Annotated in this window: 18 protein-coding genes; 11 read left to right on the forward strand and 7 right to left on the reverse strand. The window is 58.4% G+C overall.

Annotated features, from left to right (window positions below; translation table 11 throughout):
- Positions 1-67 precede the first annotated feature (67 nt).
- The 6 genes from BLU24_RS24450 to BLU24_RS24475 all read left to right on the forward strand — a co-directional run bounded on the left by BLU24_RS24450 (position 68) and on the right by BLU24_RS24475 (position 7,136).
- The gene (locus BLU24_RS24450) at positions 68-1,483 is read left to right on the forward strand and encodes an OprD family porin (RefSeq protein WP_093104713.1); all 1,416 of its coding nucleotides are present in this window, start codon (positions 68-70) and stop codon (positions 1,481-1,483) included.
- 77 nt (positions 1,484-1,560) lie between these two features.
- Entirely contained in the window at positions 1,561-3,156 is a 1,596-nt protein-coding gene (locus BLU24_RS24455) for an ABC transporter substrate-binding protein (RefSeq protein WP_093104714.1), read from the forward strand.
- Between the two features lie 73 nt (positions 3,157-3,229).
- Positions 3,230-4,240 carry an ABC transporter permease subunit gene (locus tag BLU24_RS24460; protein ID WP_016771720.1) on the forward strand — a complete coding sequence of 337 codons (1,011 nt, stop codon included), beginning with the start codon at positions 3,230-3,232 and terminating at the stop codon, positions 4,238-4,240.
- A gap of 10 nt (positions 4,241-4,250) precedes the next feature.
- The gene (locus tag BLU24_RS24465) at positions 4,251-5,177 is read left to right on the forward strand and encodes an ABC transporter permease subunit (RefSeq protein ID WP_093104715.1); all 927 of its coding nucleotides are present in this window, start codon (positions 4,251-4,253) and stop codon (positions 5,175-5,177) included.
- Between the two features lie 10 nt (positions 5,178-5,187).
- A complete protein-coding gene (locus BLU24_RS24470; RefSeq protein WP_090281743.1) occupies positions 5,188-6,156 on the forward strand; it encodes an ABC transporter ATP-binding protein in 969 nt (322 codons plus the stop codon).
- Positions 6,156-7,136, forward strand: coding sequence for a peptide ABC transporter ATP-binding protein (locus tag BLU24_RS24475; RefSeq protein WP_093104716.1), 981 nt, complete (start codon positions 6,156-6,158; stop codon positions 7,134-7,136). Before BLU24_RS24470 ends, BLU24_RS24475 begins: the two co-directional genes overlap by 1 nt.
- Before the next feature lie 211 nt (positions 7,137-7,347).
- On the opposite strand, the gene BLU24_RS24480 is transcribed toward BLU24_RS24475, so the two are convergent.
- The 3 genes from BLU24_RS24480 to BLU24_RS24490 all read right to left on the reverse strand — a co-directional run bounded on the left by BLU24_RS24480 (position 7,348) and on the right by BLU24_RS24490 (position 12,451).
- Positions 7,348-7,611 carry a hypothetical protein gene (locus BLU24_RS24480; protein ID WP_093104721.1) on the reverse strand — a complete coding sequence of 88 codons (264 nt, stop codon included), beginning with the start codon at positions 7,609-7,611 and terminating at the stop codon, positions 7,348-7,350.
- Positions 7,612-7,770: 159 nt separating this feature from the next.
- Positions 7,771-8,952 carry an MFS transporter gene (locus BLU24_RS24485; RefSeq protein ID WP_093104723.1) on the reverse strand — a complete coding sequence of 394 codons (1,182 nt, stop codon included), beginning with the start codon at positions 8,950-8,952 and terminating at the stop codon, positions 7,771-7,773.
- 1,915 nt (positions 8,953-10,867) lie between these two features.
- Positions 10,868-12,451 (reverse strand): peptide chain release factor 3, encoded by a 1,584-nt coding sequence (locus BLU24_RS24490; RefSeq protein WP_093104726.1) that lies wholly within the window; start codon positions 12,449-12,451, stop codon positions 10,868-10,870.
- A 358-nt stretch (positions 12,452-12,809) separates the two neighbouring features.
- Between BLU24_RS24490 and BLU24_RS24495 the strand changes: the two genes are divergently transcribed.
- From BLU24_RS24495 to BLU24_RS24515, 5 genes are all read left to right on the forward strand, one after another.
- Positions 12,810-13,499, forward strand: coding sequence for an ABC transporter permease (locus tag BLU24_RS24495; RefSeq protein WP_172833351.1), 690 nt, complete (start codon positions 12,810-12,812; stop codon positions 13,497-13,499).
- A gap of 19 nt (positions 13,500-13,518) precedes the next feature.
- On the forward strand, positions 13,519-14,412 hold the full coding sequence (locus BLU24_RS24500; RefSeq protein WP_093104728.1) for a glycine betaine ABC transporter substrate-binding protein: 894 nt from the start codon (positions 13,519-13,521) through the stop codon (positions 14,410-14,412).
- Between the two features lie 13 nt (positions 14,413-14,425).
- Positions 14,426-15,079 (forward strand): ABC transporter permease, encoded by a 654-nt coding sequence (locus BLU24_RS24505; RefSeq protein ID WP_090281735.1) that lies wholly within the window; start codon positions 14,426-14,428, stop codon positions 15,077-15,079.
- Positions 15,076-16,233: an osmoprotectant ABC transporter ATP-binding protein OsmV gene (locus BLU24_RS24510; protein WP_093104729.1), complete on the forward strand. Its 1,158-nt coding sequence runs from the start codon at positions 15,076-15,078 to the stop codon at positions 16,231-16,233. Before BLU24_RS24505 ends, BLU24_RS24510 begins: the two co-directional genes overlap by 4 nt.
- Positions 16,234-17,018: 785 nt before the next feature.
- The gene (locus tag BLU24_RS24515; RefSeq protein ID WP_090281733.1) at positions 17,019-18,182 is read left to right on the forward strand and encodes a type III PLP-dependent enzyme; all 1,164 of its coding nucleotides are present in this window, start codon (positions 17,019-17,021) and stop codon (positions 18,180-18,182) included.
- A 39-nt stretch (positions 18,183-18,221) separates the two neighbouring features.
- On the opposite strand, the gene BLU24_RS24520 is transcribed toward BLU24_RS24515, so the two are convergent.
- The 4 genes from BLU24_RS24520 to BLU24_RS24535 all read right to left on the reverse strand — a co-directional run bounded on the left by BLU24_RS24520 (position 18,222) and on the right by BLU24_RS24535 (position 23,024).
- Positions 18,222-19,100 (reverse strand): hypothetical protein, encoded by an 879-nt coding sequence (locus tag BLU24_RS24520; protein ID WP_093104730.1) that lies wholly within the window; start codon positions 19,098-19,100, stop codon positions 18,222-18,224.
- Positions 19,101-19,148: 48 nt separating this feature from the next.
- The gene (locus BLU24_RS24525; RefSeq protein WP_231990174.1) at positions 19,149-21,350 is read right to left on the reverse strand and encodes an alpha-xenorhabdolysin family binary toxin subunit A; all 2,202 of its coding nucleotides are present in this window, start codon (positions 21,348-21,350) and stop codon (positions 19,149-19,151) included.
- Between the two features lie 241 nt (positions 21,351-21,591).
- Positions 21,592-22,347, reverse strand: coding sequence for a tetratricopeptide repeat protein (locus BLU24_RS24530; RefSeq protein ID WP_093104732.1), 756 nt, complete (start codon positions 22,345-22,347; stop codon positions 21,592-21,594).
- The gene (locus BLU24_RS24535) at positions 22,344-23,024 is read right to left on the reverse strand and encodes a Fe2+-dependent dioxygenase (protein ID WP_093104734.1); all 681 of its coding nucleotides are present in this window, start codon (positions 23,022-23,024) and stop codon (positions 22,344-22,346) included. Before BLU24_RS24535 ends, BLU24_RS24530 begins: the two co-directional genes overlap by 4 nt.
- Between the last annotated feature and the right edge of the window lie 113 nt (positions 23,025-23,137).

Raw genomic sequence — 23,137 nt, forward strand, 5'->3', positions numbered from 1 at the left:
AGTTCTAAACCAATAACCGGTCTACCAAAAAAAGCCGGGATAAAAAGAAAGTAAAGGAGCTTCACCCATGAAACTGAGCAGCACCGCGATACTGGCCCTGGCCATCAGCAGCATCACCGCCACGGCTTATGCGGAAACCCAAAGCCAGGCGTTCACGCCAGTGACCGTCAACGAAAAGAGCGCCCAGGCCGAAGCCACCGGTTTCCTCGAAGGGCAATCGATCAGCGGTTCGACCCGTAACTGGTATGCCAACGAACAACTCAAGCGCGGCGGCAAGTTCGCTTACCGCAAGAACGGTCAGTCCAACGAAACCGACCGTCGCATCAACTGGGTGCAAGGCACGATCATCAAGTACAACTCGGGTTTCACCGAAGGTACGGTCGGCTTCAGCACCGAAGTGGCCGCATACAACGCCATCGCCCTGGAGCGTGACCGCGAGAACCTCGCTGCCAATAATGGTGGCGCACCGGGCACCCGTCCTGGCGCCGGCAACAACCGTACCCTGACCCGCGAAGGCGGCGACGCTGTCGGCCAGTGGAGCAAGCTGGGCCTGGCCAACGTCAAGGCACGCATCTCCAACACCACCCTGACCGCCGGCCGCATGAACTTCAGCAGCCCGCAGGTCGATGTGATCGGTAACCGTCCGCTGCCATCGAGCTTCGAAGGTATCGCGATCCACAGCGAAGAGCTGAACAACCTGGCGTTCGACATCGCGACCTTCGACCGCGTTTCGCCACGTACCGAAGAAAGCCTGAGCAAGTTCCGCTCCGAGTACGGCGACATCAACGCCGAAGCCGATCACGTCAACACCGCCGGTATCTCGTACCAGCCGTTCGCCAGCCTGACCACCAGCCTGTGGGGTACCCAGGCCGAAGACCTGTGGAACCAGTACTACTTCGGCGCCACCCACGTATTGGGTGACAGCTCGATCCTCAGCCTGACCACCGGCCTGAACTACTACAAGACCGTCGACGAAGGTAAAAAGCTGCTGGGCGACATCGACAACGACACCTACTCGCTGTCGTTCGGCCTGACCCACCTGGCGCATACCCTGACCTTCTCGTATCAGGAAGTGAACGGTAACGAGTACTTCGACTACCTGCACGAAACCAACGGTATCTACCTGGCCAACTCCCTGCTCTCGGACTTCAACGGCCCGAACGAGAAATCCTTCCAGGTTTCCTACGGCATCAACATGGCCGAATACGGCGTGCCGGGCCTGAAATTCAACATCTACCAGGCGCGCGGCTGGGGCATCGACGGCACTCACTACAAGGGTGGCGGCTATGACGGCGTGCAGGCGATGGACGGCGAGCACCACTATGAATACGGCGTCGGTGCAACCTACGCGGTACAAAGCGGCCCGCTTAAAGCGACGACCATTCGCGGCACTTACACCGCGCACCGCGCCAGCGAAAACCAGGCGGACGGCAGCATCAACGAGTTCCGTCTGGTGACTACGATTCCGTTCAACATTCTGTAAAAACGCCAACCGACGGCTGACTCATGATGAGTCGGCCGTTTGGTTTTTTGTCTTCAACCGATTGCAGAGGGTTATCGATGAAAATGCTTCCCCTACGTGCGGCCATCGCGGCTGCGTTGCTGAGTGTCGCTGTCGGCGTCTCGGCCAAACCCTTGGTGGTCTGCACCGAAGCCAGCCCGGAAGGCTTCGATATGGTCCAGTACACGACTGCAGTCACGGCGGATGCTGTGGCCGAAACCATCTTCAACCGCTTGGCCGACTTTAAACCCGGCACCACCGAAGTGATCCCGGCACTCGCCGAGTCCTGGGACATCAGCGAAGACGGCCTGACCTACACGTTCCATCTGCGCAAAGGCGTCAAGTTTCACACCACCGAATACTTCAAGCCGACTCGCGACATGAACGCCGACGACGTGGTCTGGAGCTTCCAGCGTCAACTGGACCCGAATCACCCGTGGCACAAACTGTCGAGCGTGGGCTTCCCGTACTTTGAAAGCATGGGCTTCAAGGAACTGCTCAAAAGCGTCGAGAAAGTCGACGACAACACGGTCAAATTCACCCTGACCCGCCGCGAAGCGCCGTTCCTGGCAGACATCGCGATGGCGTTCTCGTCGATCTACCCGGCCGAATACGCCGACCAGTTGCTCAAGGCCAACAAGACCGGCGATCTGAACAACAAGCCGATCGGCACCGGCCCGTTCATCTTCCAGCGTTACGCCAAGGATGCGCAGGTGCGCTTCAAGGCCAACCCGGATTATTTCCGCGGCAAGCCTCCGGCCGATGCGTTGATCCTGGCCATTGCCACCGACAACAACGTGCGCCTGCAGAAGCTCAAGGCCAACGAGTGCCAGATCGCCCTGTATCCGAAGCCGGACGACATTCCGAGCATCAAGAAAGACAGCAACCTGAAAGTCGACGAACTGGACGCGATGACCGTTTCGTACATCGCCATGAACACCCAGCACAAATACATGAGTGACGTGCGTGTGCGTAAAGCCATCGACATTGCTTTCGACAAGGAAGCCTATGTCAACGCGCTGTTCGGCAAAGGCAACGCGTCGGTTGCAGTCAACCCGTACCCGCCGACCTTGCTCGGTTATAACCACGACCTGAAAAACCCGCCACGCGACCTCGACGCCGCGCGCAAGCTGCTCAAGGAAGCCGGCGTACCGGATGGCACCGTATTCACCCTGTTCACTCGCAACGGCGGCGGTCCGACCAACCCCAACCCGATGCTCGGCGCGCAGATGATGCAGGCTGACCTTGCGAAAGTCGGGATCAAGATCGACATCCGCGTGATGGAATGGGGCGAAATGCTCAAGCGCGCCAAGGCCGGCGAGCATGACATGGTGTCGGCCGGATGGGCGGGCGACAACGGCGACCCGGATAACTTCCTGACGCCTATGCTCAGTTGCGAGGCCGCCAAGAACGGCGAAAACTACGCGCGCTGGTGCAACGAGAAATTCCAGGCGCTGCTGGAAGAAGCACGGGCTAAAGTAGATCCGGCCGAACGCGCCGCGCTCTACGAACAGGCGCAAGTGCTGTTTAATCAGGACCAGCCATGGATCAGCATGGCTCATACTCGGATGTTTACCGCAATGCGCAAAAATGTAGAGGGCTACCACATCAGCCCTCTCACCACTAATAACTTCGCCACCACCCAGGTGAAGTAGATAAGAAACGCCCGGCGTCCCTGACCTGAGGGACGCCGGACACGCCTAACCGGCTGATGAGGTACCACACAAGATGTTTAGTTTTATTGCCCGCCGACTGGGGTTGTTGATCCCCACGTTTTTCGGCATCACCTTGCTGACTTTCGCGTTGATTCGCATGATTCCGGGCGACCCCGTGGAAGTGATGATGGGCGAACGTCGGGTCGACCCCGAAATGCACGCTCAGGCAATGGAACGCCTCGGTCTGAACAAACCGCTGTACGCCCAATACCTGGACTACATCGGCAAACTGGCCCAAGGCGATCTCGGCGAATCACTGCGTACGCGTGAGAGCGTCTGGACCGAATTCACCTCCCTCTTCCCGGCGACCCTGGAACTGTCCATGGCCGCCCTGCTGTTCGCCGGCATCCTCGGCCTTCTGGCCGGGGTAATCGCGGCACTCAAGCGAGGATCGCTGTTCGACCACGGGGTGATGGGCATCTCCCTGGCGGGCTATTCGATGCCGATCTTCTGGTGGGGCCTGATCCTGATCATGTTCTTCTCGGTGAGCCTGGGCTGGACGCCGGTCTCCGGGCGGATCGACCTGCTGTATGACATCGAGCCGAAAACCGGCTTCATGCTGATCGACACGCTGCTGGCCGATGACGTCGGCGCGTTCTTCGATGCGCTGCATCACCTGATCCTGCCGGCCATCGTGCTCGGCACCATTCCGCTGGCGGTGATCGCGCGGATGACCCGTTCGTCGATGCTCGAAGTGCTGCGCGAAGACTACATCCGCACCGCCAAGGCCAAAGGTCTGTCGCCGTCGCGCGTGGTGTTCGTCCACGGTCTGCGTAACGCACTGATTCCGGTACTCACCGTCGTCGGCCTGCAGGTCGGCACGCTGCTGGCCGGTGCGGTTCTGACCGAAACCATCTTCTCCTGGCCCGGCATAGGCAAATGGCTGATCGAAGCCATCGGCGCCCGGGACTATCCGGTGGTGCAAAACGGCATCCTGTTAATCGCCTGCCTGGTGATTCTGGTCAACTTCGTGGTGGACATCCTCTACGGCTTTGCCAACCCACGCATCCGTCATCAGCGCTGAGGTCAATACCATGAGCACTCCAACATCCTCAGTAGCCACCGCCACGTCCGCCGTGGATCAAAGCCTGCTGTACCCGTCGCCGTACAAAGAATTCTGGCAAGCCTTCGCGAAAAACAAGGGCGCCGTTGCCGGCCTGCTGTTCATGCTGCTGATCATTTTCTGCGCGATCTTCGCGCCGTGGGTTGCGCCGCATGACCCGAGCGAGCAATACCGCGACTTCCTGCTGACACCACCGGCGTGGCTCGAAGGCGGGCAGATTCAATTCCTGCTCGGCACCGATGAGCTTGGCCGTGACCTGCTCTCGCGCCTGATCCAAGGCTCGCGCCTGTCGCTGCTGATCGGCTTGTCGTCGGTGGTGATGTCGCTGATTCCGGGGATCCTTTTGGGTCTGTTCGCCGGTTTCTTCCCGAAGATGATCGGCCCGACCATCATGCGTCTGATGGACATCATGCTGGCCTTGCCGTCGCTGCTGCTGGCCGTGGCGATCGTCGCTATCCTCGGCCCTGGCCTGATCAACACCGTGATCGCGATTGCCGTGGTTTCGCTGCCGTCCTACGTGCGTCTGACCCGTGCCGCGGTGATGGGCGAACTGAACCGCGACTACGTCACCGCTGCGCGCCTGGCCGGTGCCGGCCTGCCGCGTCTGATGTTCATCACCGTGCTGCCTAACTGCATGGCGCCGCTGATCGTGCAGGCGACCCTGAGCTTCTCGTCGGCGATCCTCGATGCCGCCGCCCTGGGCTTCCTCGGCCTCGGCGTACAACCGCCAACCCCTGAGTGGGGCACCATGCTGGCCTCGGCCCGCGACTACATCGAACGCGCCTGGTGGGTAGTCAGTCTGCCTGGCTTGACCATTTTGCTCAGCGTGCTGGCAATCAACTTGATGGGCGACGGCCTGCGCGATGCGCTGGACCCGAAACTCAAGAACGCCGCCTGAGGAGATTCCCATGTCACTGCTAGAAATCAAGAATCTCAACGTCCGCTTCGGCGACAAGAACGCCACACCCGTGGTCGACGGCCTCGACCTGAAAGTCGACAAAGGCGAAGTGCTGGCCATCGTTGGCGAGTCGGGCTCGGGTAAATCCGTGACCATGATGGCGCTGATGGGCCTGATCGAGCACCCCGGCATCGTCACCGCTGACTCGCTCAGCTTCGACGGCAAGGACATGCTCAAGCTGAGCAACCGTCAGCGTCGGCAGATCGTCGGCAAGGACCTGTCGATGGTCTTCCAGGATCCGATGACCGCGCTGAACCCGAGCTACACCGTCGGTTTCCAGATCGAAGAAGTGCTGCGCCTGCACCTGAAAATGTCCGGCAAGCAAGCGCGCAAGCGTGCCATCGAACTGCTGGAAAAAGTCGAAATCCCTGGCGCCGCCAGCCGTATGGACGCCTACCCGCATCAACTGTCCGGTGGCATGAGCCAGCGCGTCGCGATCGCCATGGCGATTGCCGGCGAGCCGAAACTGCTGATCGCCGACGAACCGACCACCGCGCTCGACGTGACGATTCAGGCGCAGATCATGGATCTGCTGCTGGCGTTGCAGAAAGAACAGAACATGGGCCTGGTGCTGATCACTCACGACCTCGCGGTCGTCGCCGAAACCGCCCAGCGCGTCTGCGTAATGTATGCCGGGCAGGCTGTGGAAGTCGGCCAAGTCCCGCAACTGTTTGACATCCCGGCGCACCCGTACAGCGAAGCGCTGCTCAAGGCGATTCCCGAGCACAGCCTCGGCGCCTCACGCCTGTCGACCCTGCCGGGCATCGTCCCGGGTCGTTACGACCGTCCGCAAGGTTGCCTGCTGTCGCCGCGCTGCCCGTACGTGCAGGACAACTGCCGCGCGCAGCGTCCCGGCCTTGACCCGAAAAGCAACAGCCTCGCCCGCTGCTTCTACCCGCTGAACCAGGAGGTGGCGTAATGGCCGTCGTACTTACCGCCCGCGACCTGACCCGTCACTACGAAGTCTCCCGTGGCCTGTTCAAGGGCCATGCGACCGTGCGCGCACTCAACGGTGTGTCGTTCGAACTGGAAGCCGGCAAGACCCTCGCCGTGGTGGGCGAATCGGGCTGCGGCAAATCCACCCTCGCCCGCGCGCTGACACTGATTGAGGAGCCATCGTCAGGCTCGCTGAAAATCGCCGGCCAGGAAGTTGCCGGTGCCGACAAGGCGCAACGCAAGCAACTGCGCAAAGACGTGCAGATGGTCTTTCAAAGCCCGTACGCGTCGCTGAACCCACGGCAGAAAGTCGGTGACCAGCTCGGCGAACCGCTGCTGATCAACACCAACCTCTCCGCCGCCGAGCGTCGCGAGAAAGTCCAGGCGATGATGAAGCAGGTCGGCTTGCGTCCCGAGCACTACCAGCGCTATCCGCACATGTTCTCTGGCGGTCAGCGCCAGCGTATCGCCCTGGCCCGGGCGATGATGCTGCAGCCGAAAGTGCTGGTGGCGGATGAACCGACTTCGGCGCTGGACGTGTCGATTCAGGCTCAGGTGCTGAACCTGTTCATGGACCTGCAGCAGGAGTTCAACACTGCCTACGTGTTCATCTCGCACAACCTCGCGGTGGTGCAGCACGTGGCCGATGACGTGATGGTGATGTACCTCGGGCGCCCGGTGGAACTGGGCCCGAAAAACGACATCTACGAGCGCCCGCTGCACCCTTACACCCAGGCGCTGCTGTCGGCGACCCCGACCATTCACCCGGACCCGAACAAGCCGAAAATCAAGATCGTCGGCGAACTGCCCAACCCGCTGAACCCGCCACCAGGTTGCGCTTTCCACAAGCGCTGCCCGTATGCGACCGAGCGTTGCAGCACCGAAGAGCCGCTGTTGCGCGAGCTGGATAATCGGCAGGTGGCTTGCCACTACGCCGAGCAATTCCTCGACGGCGCAGCGTAAGCAGCTCCGGAGGCCAACACAAAACCAATGTAGGCCTTCGCCTGCTCGCGATAGCGTTATTTCAGTCAACATCCTCATCGACTGATCCACCGATATCGAGCAGGCGAAGGCCTACAGGGATCGCATTTCAACCAGAGTGACGTGTTAACAAACCCCTTCCACCCCGATTGCGCATCAGTCGAGGCCGAAGGGGTTTTCTTTTGCCTGCGATCTACGTCTGGCTATCGCCCTCATCATCCGGGTCATCGCTGTCCGGATCACCGGTCGTCGAGTCGTCATCATCGGCGCTGCCGCCCTGATTCATGTCCCCCGGCTCCGACTCCGATTTGGCAATCATCAGCCCGCTGTGCCCGACCTGCCCATTGAACGCCTGCGAATCGTGATCCTCACACTCGGCCCACGCCGTAGCGGTGCCAAGAGACAGCATCACCATCACTTTCAACAACATCAAAACCCGTAGCAATCTGCTTTTCATGGCCGACTCCATCCTGTTGCGCTAAGACATGCTTGCCGGACTGGCTCCGTGTGAAATCTAGTTGCGAACCGCCCGACTCACCACTTAGGACGCGACGGCAAAGGCAGAAATGCCCTTGATAGACAGATTGCTTTCGAATAAAGGTCATAACCGAAACAGCTAAGCTGCGCGCGTGGCCTGCCAGGTCAGCGGAATCGAGATCAGCACCAGCAGCGCACTCATCAGCCAGACACTGTGCCCGCCAAATTCGCCATAGAGCTGCCCGCTGAGCATCGGTGATAACAACGCGCTGGCACTCCAGCTCATGAAGAACAATCCGAAGTACTGACCGCTTCTGCCGCTCTGGGCAAACTGCATCGCCAGCACATTCAGCGGCGGCATGAACAGCGCCTCGCCCAGCGTCCAGATAACCGTCGACAGACACACGTAAAACAGCCCCGAACCGAACGGCAACATCCCCAACCCGCACGCCAGCAGCACACTCCCGGCCAGCATCTGCCAGCGCGCGCCCCAGCGTTCGATCGAGTGGGACAGCGGAATCTGCAGCGCAATCACCAGCAACGCATTGAGGCCGAATTGCCAGCCGATCACTTCGGTGCTCAGGTGGTAGTAATCCCGCAGATAATTGCCCAGCGTGCTGTAAACCGTATCGAACGCGATACCGAGCATGGCGGTCGCGGCCAGCAGCCATAGAAACGGTTTATCGCGATACGGCGAGCCTGAAACCGTCTCCCGCGCTCCATCCTGCTTAATGATCGGCCGCCGCCACGTCGTGCGCACAAACCACAACAAGGCCAGCATCGTCATCGCCGCACTGACAAAAAACACCCAGCGAAAATCCGCCTGCGCCAACACCCCACCCGCCACCCCGGCAGCCGCCATGCCCAGATTACGCGCCACCCGACTCAAAGCCTGCGCCCGCGAACGCTGCGCAACTTCGCAGTACTCCATGATCAGCCGCTGATGCAGCGTACGAATCGCCCCATCAATCACACCACTGAGCAACAACAGACCGGCCAGCCACGCCACCTGCGTCACCAGCCCCAGCAACATCAGCACCCACACCGAAACAAAAAACAGCGCCGCCGTCAGCCGCGCCGTGCGCACATGATCACTGAGCCAACCGCCGAGCATTGAACCGACCAGCAAACCCGCGCCATAAGCCGAGAGTAACCAGCCGACGGTTTCAATCGCAAAACCCAGCTCCTGACGCAGATACAACGCCATGAATAGCTTGACCATGGCGCTGAGGCGATTGATAAATAAAAGCGCGCCGAGCACCCAGGCCATCGGGGCGAAATAGCCGTTGGGGTGCAGGAGATGGGTCAGTCCTTTGAGCATGAAACGTCCGCTGTGGGCGAGGGTTCTTTGAACACTAAACCGGATCAAGCGCAATGTCGCGAGGCAAAGGCCTGGCGAAGTAAAAACAGAGTCGGGCTACGTTGCTGAAGAAAACTGCCTACAGAAAATTCTGTATGCCTGACAGTTCCCCATTTTCAAGCAGCAACAAAAAACCCCTCATCGGAACGCCGCCCGCCTATCCCTCTCCCGGAGGGAGAGGGGACTGACCGAGTTGCTTGGAGAAGGTACGCCGATCTGAAATACCGAGCCGAACTCAGGATTTGAACAGCTCATCAATCTGGCTCCCTCCCCTCGGGAGAGGGCTGGGGTGAGGGGCGAATTCACCGAAAATCCCAAGCCGTGCGGCGCTTCTCACCACTCAACAATGAGAGCCAGCTCGAGTGCTTTTGATCTTGCGTCACCAGCGACATCGGAAGGCTGAGTGGAGGGATTGATCCGGGCGTGGGAGCGCAGCGACCGTCTGGCGCAGCCAGATCTGGTGTTTGAGCGAGGCGCCCCGAAGTGCGATGCCGCGTCGAACCCGGATTTTGAAGATCAAAAGCCCCTCACCCTAGCCCTCTCCCGGAGGGAGAGGGAACTGACCGAGGTGAATGCGAAAGCCACGCCGACGTGCAATACCGAGTCGTGCTCAGGTTTTGAACGGCCCACGAATCGGCTCCCTCTCCCTCGGGAGAGGGCTGGGGTGAGGGGCGAATTCACCGAAAATCTCAAGCCGTGCGGCGCTTCTCACCACTCAACAATGAGCGCCAGCTCGAGTGCTTTTGATCTTGATCCACCAGCGACATCGGAAGGCTGAGCGGAGGGACTGATCCGGGCGTGGAAGCGCAGCGACCGTCTGGCGCAGCCAGATCTGGTGTTTGAGCGAGGCGCCCCGAAGTGCGATGCCGCGTCGAACCCGGATTTTGAAGATCAAAAGCCCCTCACCCTAGCCCTCTCCCGGAGGGAGAGGGAACTGATCGTGGTGAATGGGCGAGGTACGCCGACATGACATACCGAGTCGAACTCAGGTTTTGAACCACCCAAAAATCGGCTCCCTCTCCAAGGGGAGAGGGCTGGGGTGAGGGGCGAATCCACCGAAAATCCCAAGCCATGCGGCGCTTCTCACCACTCAACAATGAGCGCCAGCTCGAGTGCTTTTGATCTTGATCCACCAGCGACATCGGAAGGCTGAGCGGAGGGATTGATCCTGGCGTGGGAGCGCAGCGACCGTCTGGCGCAGCCAGATCTGGTGTTTGAGCGAGGCGCCCCGAAGTGCGATGCCGCGTCGAACCCGGATTTTGAAGATCAAAAGCCCCTCACCCTAGCCCTCTCCCGGAGGGAGAGGGAACTGATCGTGGTGAATGGGCGAGGTACGCCGACATGACATACCGAGTCGAACTCAGGTTTTGAACCACCCAAAAATCGGCTCCCTCTCCAAGGGGAGAGGGCTGGGGTGAGGGGCGAATCCACCGAAAATCCCAAGCCATGCGGCGCTTCTCACCACTCAACAATGAGCGCCAGCTCGAGTGCTTTTGATCTTGCGTCACCGGCGACATCGGAAGGCTGAGTGGAGGGATTGATCCGGGCGTGGGAGCGCAGCGACCGTCTGGCGCAGCCAGACACAGCGGAAGGAGGTGCAGCGAAGCAAACCGTAGCCGCTGCGCCCGGATCGATCCCGGAGCGAAGGGACCCGAGCCTGCGAGGGCCGTACGTAGGAGCAAAGCCTTTTGGTTCCTTTTTGGCGTTTGAAAAAGGGACTCGCCGTAAGGGCGAAACCGCCAGCCGCAACACCCCAAAAAACGGATATGCCCCCAAAACAACCAGAGCATGGTCGGCCCAAAGGCCGCCAATACCAATGCAAAAAAAAGCCCCCAAGGCCTACACCTCAGGAGCTTTCAGAAAAACAAATCAAACCTTAATGATGCTCACGCGTCGCGCGGAATTTCACATCCGGCCAACGCTCTTCCATCAACGCCAGATTCACCCGCGTCGGCGCCAGATAGGTCAAATGCCCACCGCCATCCAATGCCAGGTTCTCCACAGCCTTGTTGGAAAACTCCTCAAGCTTTTTCTTGTCGCTGCACTCGATCCAGCGCGCCGAATACACAGTGATCGGCTCATACGAGCACTCAACCTTGTATTCCTCTTTCAAACGACTCGCGACCACATCGAACTGCAGCACACCGACGGCGCCAAGAATGATGTCGTTGCTGCGCTCCGGGAAGAACACCTGCGTCGCGCCCTCTTCCGCCAACTGCTGCAAGCCCTGACGCAGTTGCTTGGATTTCAGCGGATCACGCAGACGCACACGACGGAACAGTTCCGGGGCGAAGTGCGGGATACCGGTGAAACCCAGGACTTCGCCTTCGCTGAAGGTATCGCCGATCTGGATCGTGCCGTGGTTGTGCAGACCAATGATGTCGCCGGCGTAGGCCTCTTCCAGCTGTTCACGCTCGGAGGAGAAGAACGTCAAGGCGTCGCCGATGCGCACGTCCTTGCCGGTACGCACGTGGCGCATCTTCATGCCTTTCTCATATTTGCCGGAGCAGATACGCATGAAGGCGATGCGGTCGCGGTGTTTCGGGTCCATGTTCGCCTGGATCTTGAAGATGAAGCCCGAGAACTTCTCTTCGACCGGCTCGACGGTACGCTCGTTGGCGACACGGGCCAGCGGACGCGGCGCCCAATCCACAACGGCGTCGAGCACGTGATCGACACCGAAATTGCCCAGCGCGGTACCGAAGAACACCGGGGTCAGTTGACCGTCGAGGAACTCCTGCTGGTTGAATTCGTGGCAGGCGCCCTGCACCAGTTCCAGTTGTTCGATGAAGCGCTCGTACTCGTCGCCCAGATGCGCGCGCGCCTCGTCGGAGTCGAGTTTCTGGATGATCTTGGTTTCGGTGCGTTCGTGACCGTGGCCTGGGGTGTAGACGATGATGTAGTCATCGGCCAGGTGATACACGCCCTTGAAGTCGCGGTAGCAGCCGATGGGCCAGGTGATCGGCGCAGCCTTGATCTTCAGAACAGCTTCGATCTCGTCGAGCAGTTCGATCGGGTCGCGGATGTCGCGGTCGAGTTTGTTGATGAAGCTGACGATCGGCGTGTCACGCAGACGGCAGACGTCCATCAGCGCGATGGTCCGTGGCTCGACACCTTTACCGCCGTCGAGAACCATCAAGGCCGAGTCCACCGCGGTCAGGGTGCGGTAGGTGTCTTCGGAGAAGTCTTCGTGGCCCGGGGTGTCGAGCAGGTTGATCATGTGTTCGCGATACGGGAACTGCATGACCGACGTGGTAATGGAAATACCCCGCTGCTTCTCCATCTCCATCCAGTCGGATGTCGCATGGCGATCGGATTTACGGGATTTCACCGTACCGGCCACCGCAATCGCCTTGCCCATCAACAGGAGCTTTTCGGTGATCGTGGTTTTACCGGCATCGGGGTGGGAAATAATGGCGAAAGTGCGGCGTTTCGCGACTTCGGCGGCCTGTTGGGTCATGGGAAATCGCCTGGCGGTGATTCAAAAAAGGGCCGCGATTATAGCCCAACTCAGGACAATAACCGAACCGTTGAGCACATTAAGGGTGGCCAAATGCTGCCTCAGATGGGAACCTTTTAAAGCAAGGAGACGTCCATCCCCTGTTACGAATCTTCGTCAGGGGCTGAAAAATCAGCAAGTTAGCCTGACGAGGCTGCGCTCATGGCTCGCTTTCGCACCGCTTGGCCGGTGCTGGAAAACGGCTACTTTTCGCGAACGCTGACTCCGGCAGCCAGGAATGGTTTTGCCACGCGGAGCAGCGCTCGCCGACTACAAAAAAAGGAGTCCGCCTGTGGCTATCCGCTATGGCAAAGGGCTGATGGGAGGTGCGGTGGTGATCGCGCTCCTGGCCCTGCTGGTCCACTGGATCGGCATCAACACGATCGAACACTACCGCGACGATTTGTTGTTTTACCTGCAAGCTCATCTGGTTCTCGTCCTCGCTTCCATGCTGGCCGCCCTCGTCGTGGGCATCCCCGCCGGTATCTTCCTCAGCCGCCCGAACATGGTCGGCCGCGCCGAACGCTTCATGCAGATCTTCAATATCGGCAACACCGTGCCTCCGTTGGCCGTGCTCGCGATCGCGCTGGGCATCCTCGGCATCGGCAGCGGCCCGGCGATCTTCGCCTTGTTCCTCGCCTCCCTGTTGCCGATTGTGCGCAACACCTACGAAGGCCTGAAAAATGTCCAGGGCTCGCTGAAAGAAGCGGCCGTCGGCATCGGCATGACCCCGCGCCAGGTGCTGTGGAAAGTCGAATTGCCCAACGCTGTACCGATCATTGTCGGTGGCGTGCGTGTCGCGCTGGCGATCAATGTCGGTACTGCGCCGCTGGCCTTCCTGATCGGCGCCAACAGCCTTGGCAGCCTGATCTTCCCCGGCATCGCCCTGAACAATCAGCCGCAACTGCTGCTCGGCGCCGCGTGCACCGCGTTGCTGGCGTTGTTGCTCGATGGCGTGGTCACCCTTGCCAGCCGTCTCTGGCTGGAACGCGGCTTGCGCCCGTCTTAAGGCTTTGCGAGGAATATTTATGAAACGACTCAGCTTGATCCTAGGCTGCTTCCTGCTGTTCGCAGGAATCGCACAAGCCGCCGAAAAACCGGTGATTCGCCTCGGCGCCCGGGTCTTCACCGAGCAGACCCTGCTCGCCGAAATCACCGCGCAATACCTGCGCAGCAAAGGCTACGACGCGCAGATCACCGGCGGTCTGGGCAGCAACCTCGCCCGCAGCGCCCACGAAAGCGGACAACTGGACCTGCTCTGGGAATACACCGGCGTGTCGCTGGTGGCCTACAACCATGTCACCGAAAAACTCGATAGCGCGCAGTCCTACGCCCGGGTCAAGGAACTCGACGCGAAGAAAGGCCTGATCTGGCTGACGCCGTCGAAATTCAGCAATACCTACGCCCTCGCCCTGCCGAAAAAAATCGCCGAGAAATATCCGCAGATCGGCAACATCAGCCAGCTCAACGACGTGCTGCGCGCCGAAGCCAAGAGCAATCACCTGGTAGCGTTGGACACCGAGTTCGCCAACCGTTCCGACGGGCTCGACGGCATGGTCAAGCTCTACAACATGAACCTGACCCGCAAGAACATCCGCCAGATGGACGCCGGCCTGGTCTACACCGCGCTGCGCAATGGTCAGGTATTCGCCGGTCTGGTCTACACCACCGACGGCCGCCTCAATGCCTTTGGCCTGAAGTTGCTGGCCGACGACAAGCATTACTTCCCCGACTACACCGCCGCGCCCGTAGTGCGTCAGGCCACGCTGGACGCCAATCCGAAACTGGCCGAACAACTCAAGCCGCTGGCCGAACTGTTCGACGACGAGACCATGCGCCAGCTCAACGCGCGGGTTGACGTCAATCATGAAAGCCCATCGTCCGTTGCCGCCGATTTCCTGCGTCAGCACCCACTGAATTAAGAGAGGAGAAGTCATGGAATTTCTGAACGCCTTTTCCCATCTCGACTGGCAGCAGGTGATGCACCTGACCTGGCAGCACATTACGTTGGTCGGCATCGCCGTGACCCTGGCGATTGTCATCGGTGTGCCGCTGGGCATTCTGATGACGCGCTTTCCGGCCCTCGCCGGTCCGTTGCAGGCCAGCGCCACGGTGCTGCTGACCGTGCCGTCGATCGCGCTGTTTGGCCTGTTGCTGCCGTTCTATTCGAAGTTCGGCCAGGGCCTCGGTCCGCTGCCGGCGATCACCGCAGTGTTCCTGTATTCACTGCTGCCGATCATGCGCAACACCTACCTCGCCCTCACCGGCGTCGAGCCGGGCATTCGTGAAGCCGCGCGCGGCATCGGCATGACCTTCGGCCAGCGCCTGCGCATGGTTGAACTGCCCATCGCGGTGCCAGTGATCCTCGCTGGCGTGCGCACCGCCGTGGTGATGAACATCGGCGTGATGACCATCGCCGCGACCATCGGCGCCGGCGGCCTCGGTGTGTTGATCCTCGCCTCCATCAGCCGCAGCGACATGTCGATGCTCATCGTCGGCGCGCTGCTGGTCAGTCTTCTGGCGATCTTCGCCGACCTCTTCCTGCAGTGGCTGCAACGCTCGCTGACTCCAAAAGGACTCTTGAAATGATCGAACTTCAAAACCTCAGCAAGACTTTCCAAAGCAACGGCAAAGATGTCAAAGCCGTGGACTCGGTGAGTCTGACCGTCAATGAAGGCGAGATCTGCGTGTTCCTCGGGCCATCGGGTTGCGGCAAAAGCACCACGCTGAAAATGATCAACCGCCTGATCAAACCGACCTCGGGCAAGATCCTGATCAACGGCGAAGACACCACCGACCTCGACGAAGTGACACTGCGCCGCAACATCGGCTACGTGATCCAGCAGATCGGTCTGTTCCCTAACATGACCATCGAAGAGAACATCGTCGTGGTACCGAAACTGCTCGGCTGGGACAAACAGAAATGCCACGACCGCGCCCGCGAGCTGATGAGCATGATCAAGCTCGAGCCCAAGCAGTATCTGCATCGCTACCCGCGTGAATTGTCCGGTGGTCAGCAGCAGCGTATCGGTGTGATCCGCGCACTCGCAGCCGATGCACCGCTGCTGCTGATGGACGAGCCGTTCGGTGCGGTCGACCCGATCAACCGCGAGATGATCCAGAACGAGTTCTTCGAAATGCAGCGCGCGCTGAACAAGACCGTGATCATGGTCAGCCATGACATCGACGAGGCGATCAAACTCGGCGACAAGATCGCGATCTTCCGCGCCGGCAAACTGCTGCAGATCGATCACCCGGACACGCTGCTCGCGCACCCGGCGGATGATTTCGTCAGCAACTTCGTCGGTCAGGACAGCACGCTCAAGCGCCTGCTGTTGGTGAAAGCCGAAGACGCGGCAGACAACGCGCCATCGGTGAGCCCGGAAACACCCGTGGCCGATGCGCTGGAGTTGATGGACGAACATGACCGTCGTTACGTCGTGGTGACTTGCGCCGAGAACAAGGCGCTGGGCTATGTGCGTCGTCGCGACCTGCATCGCCAGACCGGCACCTGCGCGCAGTTCCTGCGTGAGTTCAACGCCACCGCGGCGTACGACGAGCACTTGCGCATCCTGCTGTCGCGCATGTACGAGTTCAACCGCGCGTGGCTGCCGGTGATGGATGCCGAACGGGTGTTCCTCGGCGAGGTGACGCAGGAGTCGATTGCGGCGTACCTGAGTTCGGGGCGTTCACGGGGGATGAAGACCAATATCGTCTCGCCGGCTGAGGCGGTAGTTGCCTGATTCCATCTGCTCAAATGCAATCCCATGCAGGAGTGAGCCTGCTCGCGATGGCGTAATCCCGGTCGACGATATGTTGTCTGGAAAAAAACTATCGCGAGCAGGCTCACTCCTACAGGGATCGGTGCGAATTTCCGGCCTTCACAAGGCGGAAAAGAATCTCAACACCGCCCCGCTGACTGGCTCTCGGACCGACCATCCCAAACAGTCAAAATCCCCCTCACACCGCCCTCTCGCCGCTAACATCGCCGATGTTGCAGTCATCACACTTACCAGCGAATCCGCCGCCAAAAGCCGCGAACGTGCAGGTATGTTTAACACTCGAAAAATCGCCGGGAACATCTTTCCGTCATCTCGGTCGGCTACAAGGAGTGATGAACGCGTCGCACGTCAGAAGCGTGCAAAAACGCGACATTTTTAGTTGATCTCAACCCCCTCACGCCCTAAAGTTCGCGCCGAACGTCCATGCTGGAAACGATCCATCCGGCTCAAGTACTGACGACGAGACAGCAAGGCCAAGGGAATTTGGTCCAGATCGTTTGAGAGCGTAGCGAGCGCAGACAAGACAAGGCGGGAAGAGGCGAGGAAGCGGAGTTTACTGGTTGTAAATGAGCATTCCGAGCCTCTTCCCAACGCAGTATTGTCAAGCGCAGTAGCTCTCAAACGATCTGGATGGCCTTTTTGCTTTCGGCGGCAATGCCTTGGGAAGTAGGCGAACCAAAGTGGGGATACGGAGGACGTTCATGCACCCATTGTTTAATGAAGTTTGCCGATAGGAGCTCTCCAGCATGTCGATCAAGGTCGAAGATTATTTCGCGCGCGCCACTTTTGACAAAATGAAGGCGTTCGCCGACAAACAGGAAACCCCGTTCGTGGTGATCGACACCGCGATGATCGCCCAGGCCTACGATGACCTGCGCGCCGGTTTCGAATTCGCCAAGGTCTACTACGCGGTCAAGGCCAACCCGGCGGTCGAGATCATCGATCTGCTCAAAGACAAGGGTTCGAGCTTCGACATCGCTTCGATCTACGAGCTGGACAAGGTCATGGACCGCGGCGTCAGCGCCGACCGTATCAGCTACGGCAACACCATCAAAAAGTCCAAGGACATCCGCTACTTCTACGAGAAGGGCGTGCGGCTGTTCTCCACCGACTCCGAAGCCGACCTGCGCAACATCGCCAAGGCCGCGCCGGGCTCGAAAGTCTATGTACGTATTCTCACCGAAGGCTCGACCACCGCTGATTGGCCATTGTCGCGCAAGTTCGGTTGCCAGACCGACATGGCCATGGACCTGCTGATCCTCGCCCGTGACCTCGGTCTGGTGCCCTACGGCATCTCGTTCCACGTCGGTTCGCAGCAGCGCGACATCAGCGTCTGGGACGCGGCAATCGCCAAGGTCAAAGTGATCTTCGAGCGCCTGAAAGAAGAAGACGGCATCCACCTCAAGCTGATCAACATGGGCGGCGGCTTTCCGGCCAACTACATCACCCGCACCAACAGCCTGGAAACCTACGCTGAAGAAATCATCCGCTTCCTTAAAGAAGACTTCGGTGATGACCTGCCGGAAATCATTCTGGAACCAGGCCGTTCGTTGATCGCCAACGCCGGCATTCTGGTCAGCGAAGTGGTACTGGTGGCGCGTAAATCCCGCACTGCGGTCGAGCGCTGGGTGTACACCGATGTGGGCAAGTTCTCCGGCCTGATCGAAACCATGGACGAAGCGATCAAGTTCCCGATCTGGACCGAGAAGAAAGGCGAGATGGAAGAAGTGGTCATCGCCGGCCCGACATGCGACAGCGCTGACATCATGTACGAGAACTACAAGTACGGTCTGCCGCTGAACCTGGCGATTGGTGATCGTCTGTACTGGTTGTCGACCGGTGCGTATACCACTAGTTACAGCGCCGTGGAGTTCAACGGCTTTCCGCCGTTGAAGTCCTATTACGTGTAAATCAATGCTCTGAATGAAAAGGCCCTCACAGGGCCTTTTTTAATGACGCAGCCATGTTTCAAGGTGGTTGAGCATCGCCATGAACGCTTCGGCTTGCTCTTTCGCCGCAGCCAGTCTGGAATTCAGCTGGCCGAGGGTCGACACACGCTCTGCCGTTAACAGCTCTTGAATGGCCGTGTCCATGCGTATTCCTGTTTCCTCAAGATTCATGCAGATTTGCATGCTGACAGACGCCACGGCGTTGAACAATCCGGTAACACCGGCCTTGTATTCCCCGGCCCGGATCAGCGGATCCGCTGAAGAGTACGCCGTATCCCACATCGGTTGGGTGCGCCTCTCGCTAAACAACTCCTGGACGACTGTCGGCTGGGGATGACACTGGCAGGAGCGGTGATCCATTGCCCTGGCAAATACCGATTTAATGCCGAACGACTCGTCATGTACTTCGACCATTGTATATTTGAGCTGGCGTATCATTGCCCTCAGCCTGTACAGGCGAAGCACCAGTTCGTGAACCAGATCCGACACATTGGTTGGCGGAAATAATATCCAGGTCGGCGACCGGGACAAACTGTACAAGTTGAAGTCCACCTCGCTGAGAAGTGAATGTCGTGAGTTATTTTTGGTGATTTCCAATGACTCGCGTGTAAACGTCAGCAGTTCCGAGACGAAAGCACTGCACTTTTGCTCGACATCTTCAGTGCGTCTCCAGAAGTCACGCAAGTAGCGTTCATTGAACGGGATATTGTTCAGGCGCGAGTCGCTGGCCAATACCGCCAGTGCATGACCGCTGGACCTACGGCGCTCGAAAACCACTGGGATATTGGCGGTGACGGTGTGAACAGAGCCGAGAAATGCAGTGTAGCGATCCAGAGCGCGCCGCTGCTCTGCAGAAAACTCATAGGCGAATAAATTCATGATTATTCGAAAGCGATGGGCAAGCAACCCACCGCTCCCGACTCCTTGTTATTGAATCTGCCTTAGATATTTGACCACGTCGTCAATACGGGCGATGGCAGTAGCCGCTCGCTCCTCGACGTGTTGTGCCTTGTTCTGCTCGAAGTCTCGGCATAACGAATAAGAAACGGCTTCCAGATTCGAGTACTCATCCACATACTTCCAGCGCTCGTCGTCCAGTCGATCCAGCACGGTGACCAATCGAATCTTCCCGTCGATCCGGGTGATCTCTCGTTGGTAATTTCTCACCCGTGTGCGCAAGTCGGCCGCTTTATCCTTGAGCCTGTCGTAGAACGCCAGCATGTTGAAGAAAGAAATCGCCTCACCGATACCCGAGATCATTTTTTTCAAGGTATCGATGGCCAGCAGTGCAATTTGAACCTGAGGTGGGGCCAGACCCAGGGCTTGCAGGCGGTCCAGCGTTAGCTGCGCTTGCTCACCGATCTTCTCCACGCCGGCCTTGCCGATCAAATCGATACCATCGGAAACCACTTTCATCTCTGCTTCGAGATCGATCAGTTTCTCTTCAGCATTGATTTTCAATGCTTGCGATGCCTCACTATCCTGTTGCAACGTCACCACCCAACCCTGCGAAGTGGCCCGATCATAAGCAGAGCTCATTCCGTTGCGCGAGCCCTTGAGGTTTTGATATCGCTCCGAAAGCTTGTTGAAGATGTCCTTGAGTTGTAACTCCATATCTTCGTGAATATCTTGCTCATCATCTGGCGCACCAAGCTCCGCCTGAAGATCCATGAGTTTGGATTGTGCACGTTGCAGATGCATAACATTCTTCTGTGCCTGATCACGAATATCGAATACCGCTTTCTGAACAGCGAGGCAGATGGCATTCATGCTGCTGACTGTTCCCGGTTGATAATCGAACTGTTCAAACAGCACTTGCGCCGTGGTATTTTCTGCCTGAATCAGGCCAGCGTAATTACGCAAAGCCGCCATGTTTACTTCTGGATAAGCTGAATAATTTTTTGGTGATAGCATGAGCGTCCTGCTCCTGAATGTTTGAAGGCTGTTTCCATACTCTTGTTCAGCTGCCGCGAAGACACCTACAAGTTGATCGGCACTGATTTGGATCTGCTCCCACGGATCGATCACCCCAAGAAGCTGATTTTTAAAACGCCTCAAAGAAGTTGCTTCTCCAAGGAGATCGGCATCGCTGACCGACGCACTGATGTAAGCACTCAGCGCATTCCACACCAACATCAGGTTTTGCGTCGCCAGCTCAGCCTCGATCGCTACATAGTTTAGATTTTGCAAGTCGTCGCGCACTTTGTTCAACGAACTCAGTGTCTGGTTCTTGCTGGCCATTTTCTGATTGTCCGCTTGTTGCTCGTCTTTAAGCCTGTTTCGATCCTTGCGAATTCCCTCTGCTTTTATGCCCCCATAAATACCGAGAATCAATCCGCCAATATTCAGCGTCGCTGCAGACTTGATCGCTTCCTCAACCATTTGATCATATCGTTTGTTAAGTTCATCGATCTCCTTCGAGCGCTGGTCGATCACGTCTTGTAGCGCCTGAATGTCCGCCTGATAGGTATTTCTCGAGACGAACTCCAGTCGGCGCCGGATTTCCGGTAACACTTTAGTGCGCATGTCGGTACCAAACGTGTCCAGCTTGCCGCGGACCTCCTGGGCTTTCCGATGGCACTCGCTGATCTTGTTGAGCAAACCATTAAGGTATTCACCGATCTCTTTAACGTCGGCAGCGGGCACGTTCAGGTCGGGGAGATCGGGAAACTTTTGCTTGAGTTTCAGAAACTCTTCCGGTGTGTTGATATTGTGTTCTTCCAGGTACCGGGAAACTTTCAGATCTTCATAGACCTCGACAATATCCCGACCCATACGGATGATGCTGCCCGCGAAGATATTCAGATGGGTGCCAGTGAGTTTGATGTCCTCACGCAATGTGGACCAGCCTTTGGCGTGATCATAGACCATGGTGAAAGTTGATAGAAATTCCTCGGGCTTCAGGCCTGTACCGCCGCCATCACCGGCGCCATAATTCAAATAGGCAATAACATCCTGCAACCGAATCGGCAGAGACAAACCAAGCACTTCATACTTTCTTAAACTGATGATTTGCTCTTTGGTCAACTGAATACCAACACCCCGATGGTATTCCTGGCCCTCGCCGACTGACGCAGCGATAAATACCTGAGGTGCGTTTACGGCAGCCTCGACAATCTTATTATCCATTCTGATTCCCATAAGAAACTCCTTGTTTCTCCGGACATTCAACAAAAATTATTTTCGATATCCGCTACAAGAACATTTCAATTAATCGAACAGCGGCATCGCAAAAACACCTTATGACAACAAGCTAAAAACCAACAAGCCGTTATATGTGAACAATCACTACGAGACGACTACCAAGCCGAGCAGCCGCCTTTGATTATCTAGAAAATTTAACTTACTGACTTGCAACAAAACCAAGCTATTACACGCCGATCAAACTTGATAAGCGCATACGATAAGCCTCGCCCATTGCGCGAAGCTGCGGGTGCCGTGCACTCATCAGCGACTCACCGGCAACTCGCAGGAATTTTTCGTTACCTGCAACCAGCGCTTTGCCCAGCCAGCCAAGCGCATCTTCTATTTGCCCCGCTTCGGCGAGCAGGGCGGCGTGACTGAATTGTCCGCGAAAATCTCCGGACTCAGCCGCACAGCGATACCATTCGCTCGCCGCCCGCAAGTCCTGCGGACAATGCTGACCTTCTTCCAGATAACGACCCAACAGATTCATCGATTTGGCGTGGCCCGACTCGGCAGCACGACGGTACAGCTCCAAGGCCTGCTCCTGGTTTTGCGCGATGCCCCGACCGGTGGCGAGAAGGTTGGCGAGGTTGTACATCGCCCAATCCAGCCCGGCCTCGGCGGCGATACGATAATGCTGCGCCGCCATCGACGCATCCGCCCCACAACCCCAGCCATGCTCATGACAACGCCCGAGCATGTTGCGCGCCATCAGATGCCCACGCCCGGCGGCGATGCCGAACCAGCGCAGCGCCAGCGGTTGATCCTGGGCGATGCCTCGGCCATCGAGCAAAATCTGCCCCAGCAACGCTTGCGCTTCGACTTCGCCTTCACCTGCTGCCAGCAGAATCGCCTGTGCAGCACGGCCCGGGCTTTCTTCGAGCATCACTGCCAGATCAGCAACGTCCAGCATTTCCTCGCGGCGCAGCTGGAAGCTCATACCTCGACCCAGCGTCGCAACAGGTTGTGATAGGTGCCGGTGAGGCGGATCAGCGAGGGATGGTCGGGCACGTCACTGGTGAGCTGCTGAATCGCGCCGTCCATTTCGAACAGCAACGCGCGCTGACTGTCCTCGCGTACCAGACTTTGCGTCCAGAAAAACGACGCATAACGCGCGCCGCGAGTGACGGCGTTGACCTTGTGCAGACTGGTGCCCGGATACAACACCATGTCGCCGGCGGGCAGCTTCACTCGCTGGGTGCCGTAGGTGTCCTGAATCTCCAGCTCGCCGCCGTCGTAATCTTCGGGCTCACTGAAAAACAGCGTGGCCGACAGATCGGTGCGCACGCGCTCGATGCTGCCCTTGGGTTGGCGCACGGCGTTGTCGATGTGGAAATCGAAACTGCCACCGGCCGTGTAGCAGTTGATCAACGGTGGGAAGACCTTGTGCGGCAGCGCGGCCGACATGAACAACGGGTTTTTCCACAGCCGCTCCAACATCGCTGCGCCGATCTCCTTGGCCAGCGGATGGCCTTCGGGCAGTTGCAGATTGTGCTTGGCCTTGGCCGATTGAAAGCCTGCGGTGATTTTGCCATCGGCCCAGTCGGCCTGCTCCAACGCCTGGCGAATGCGCTGCACCTCTTCTTTGGCGAACAGTCCGGGAATGTGCAGCAGCATGGCGATGTCACCTGATGGCAAAGAGGCGGCAATGGTATTGATTCTTATTGACCGTGTAAAACCCGCGGGACGAACGAACTGGCAAAAACCGTAAGGTTAAATTGTAAAGAATG

It is taken from the genome of Pseudomonas sp. Z003-0.4C(8344-21) (genome assembly GCF_900104975.1).
Taxonomy (GTDB): Bacteria; Pseudomonadota; Gammaproteobacteria; order Pseudomonadales; family Pseudomonadaceae; genus Aquipseudomonas; species Aquipseudomonas granadensis.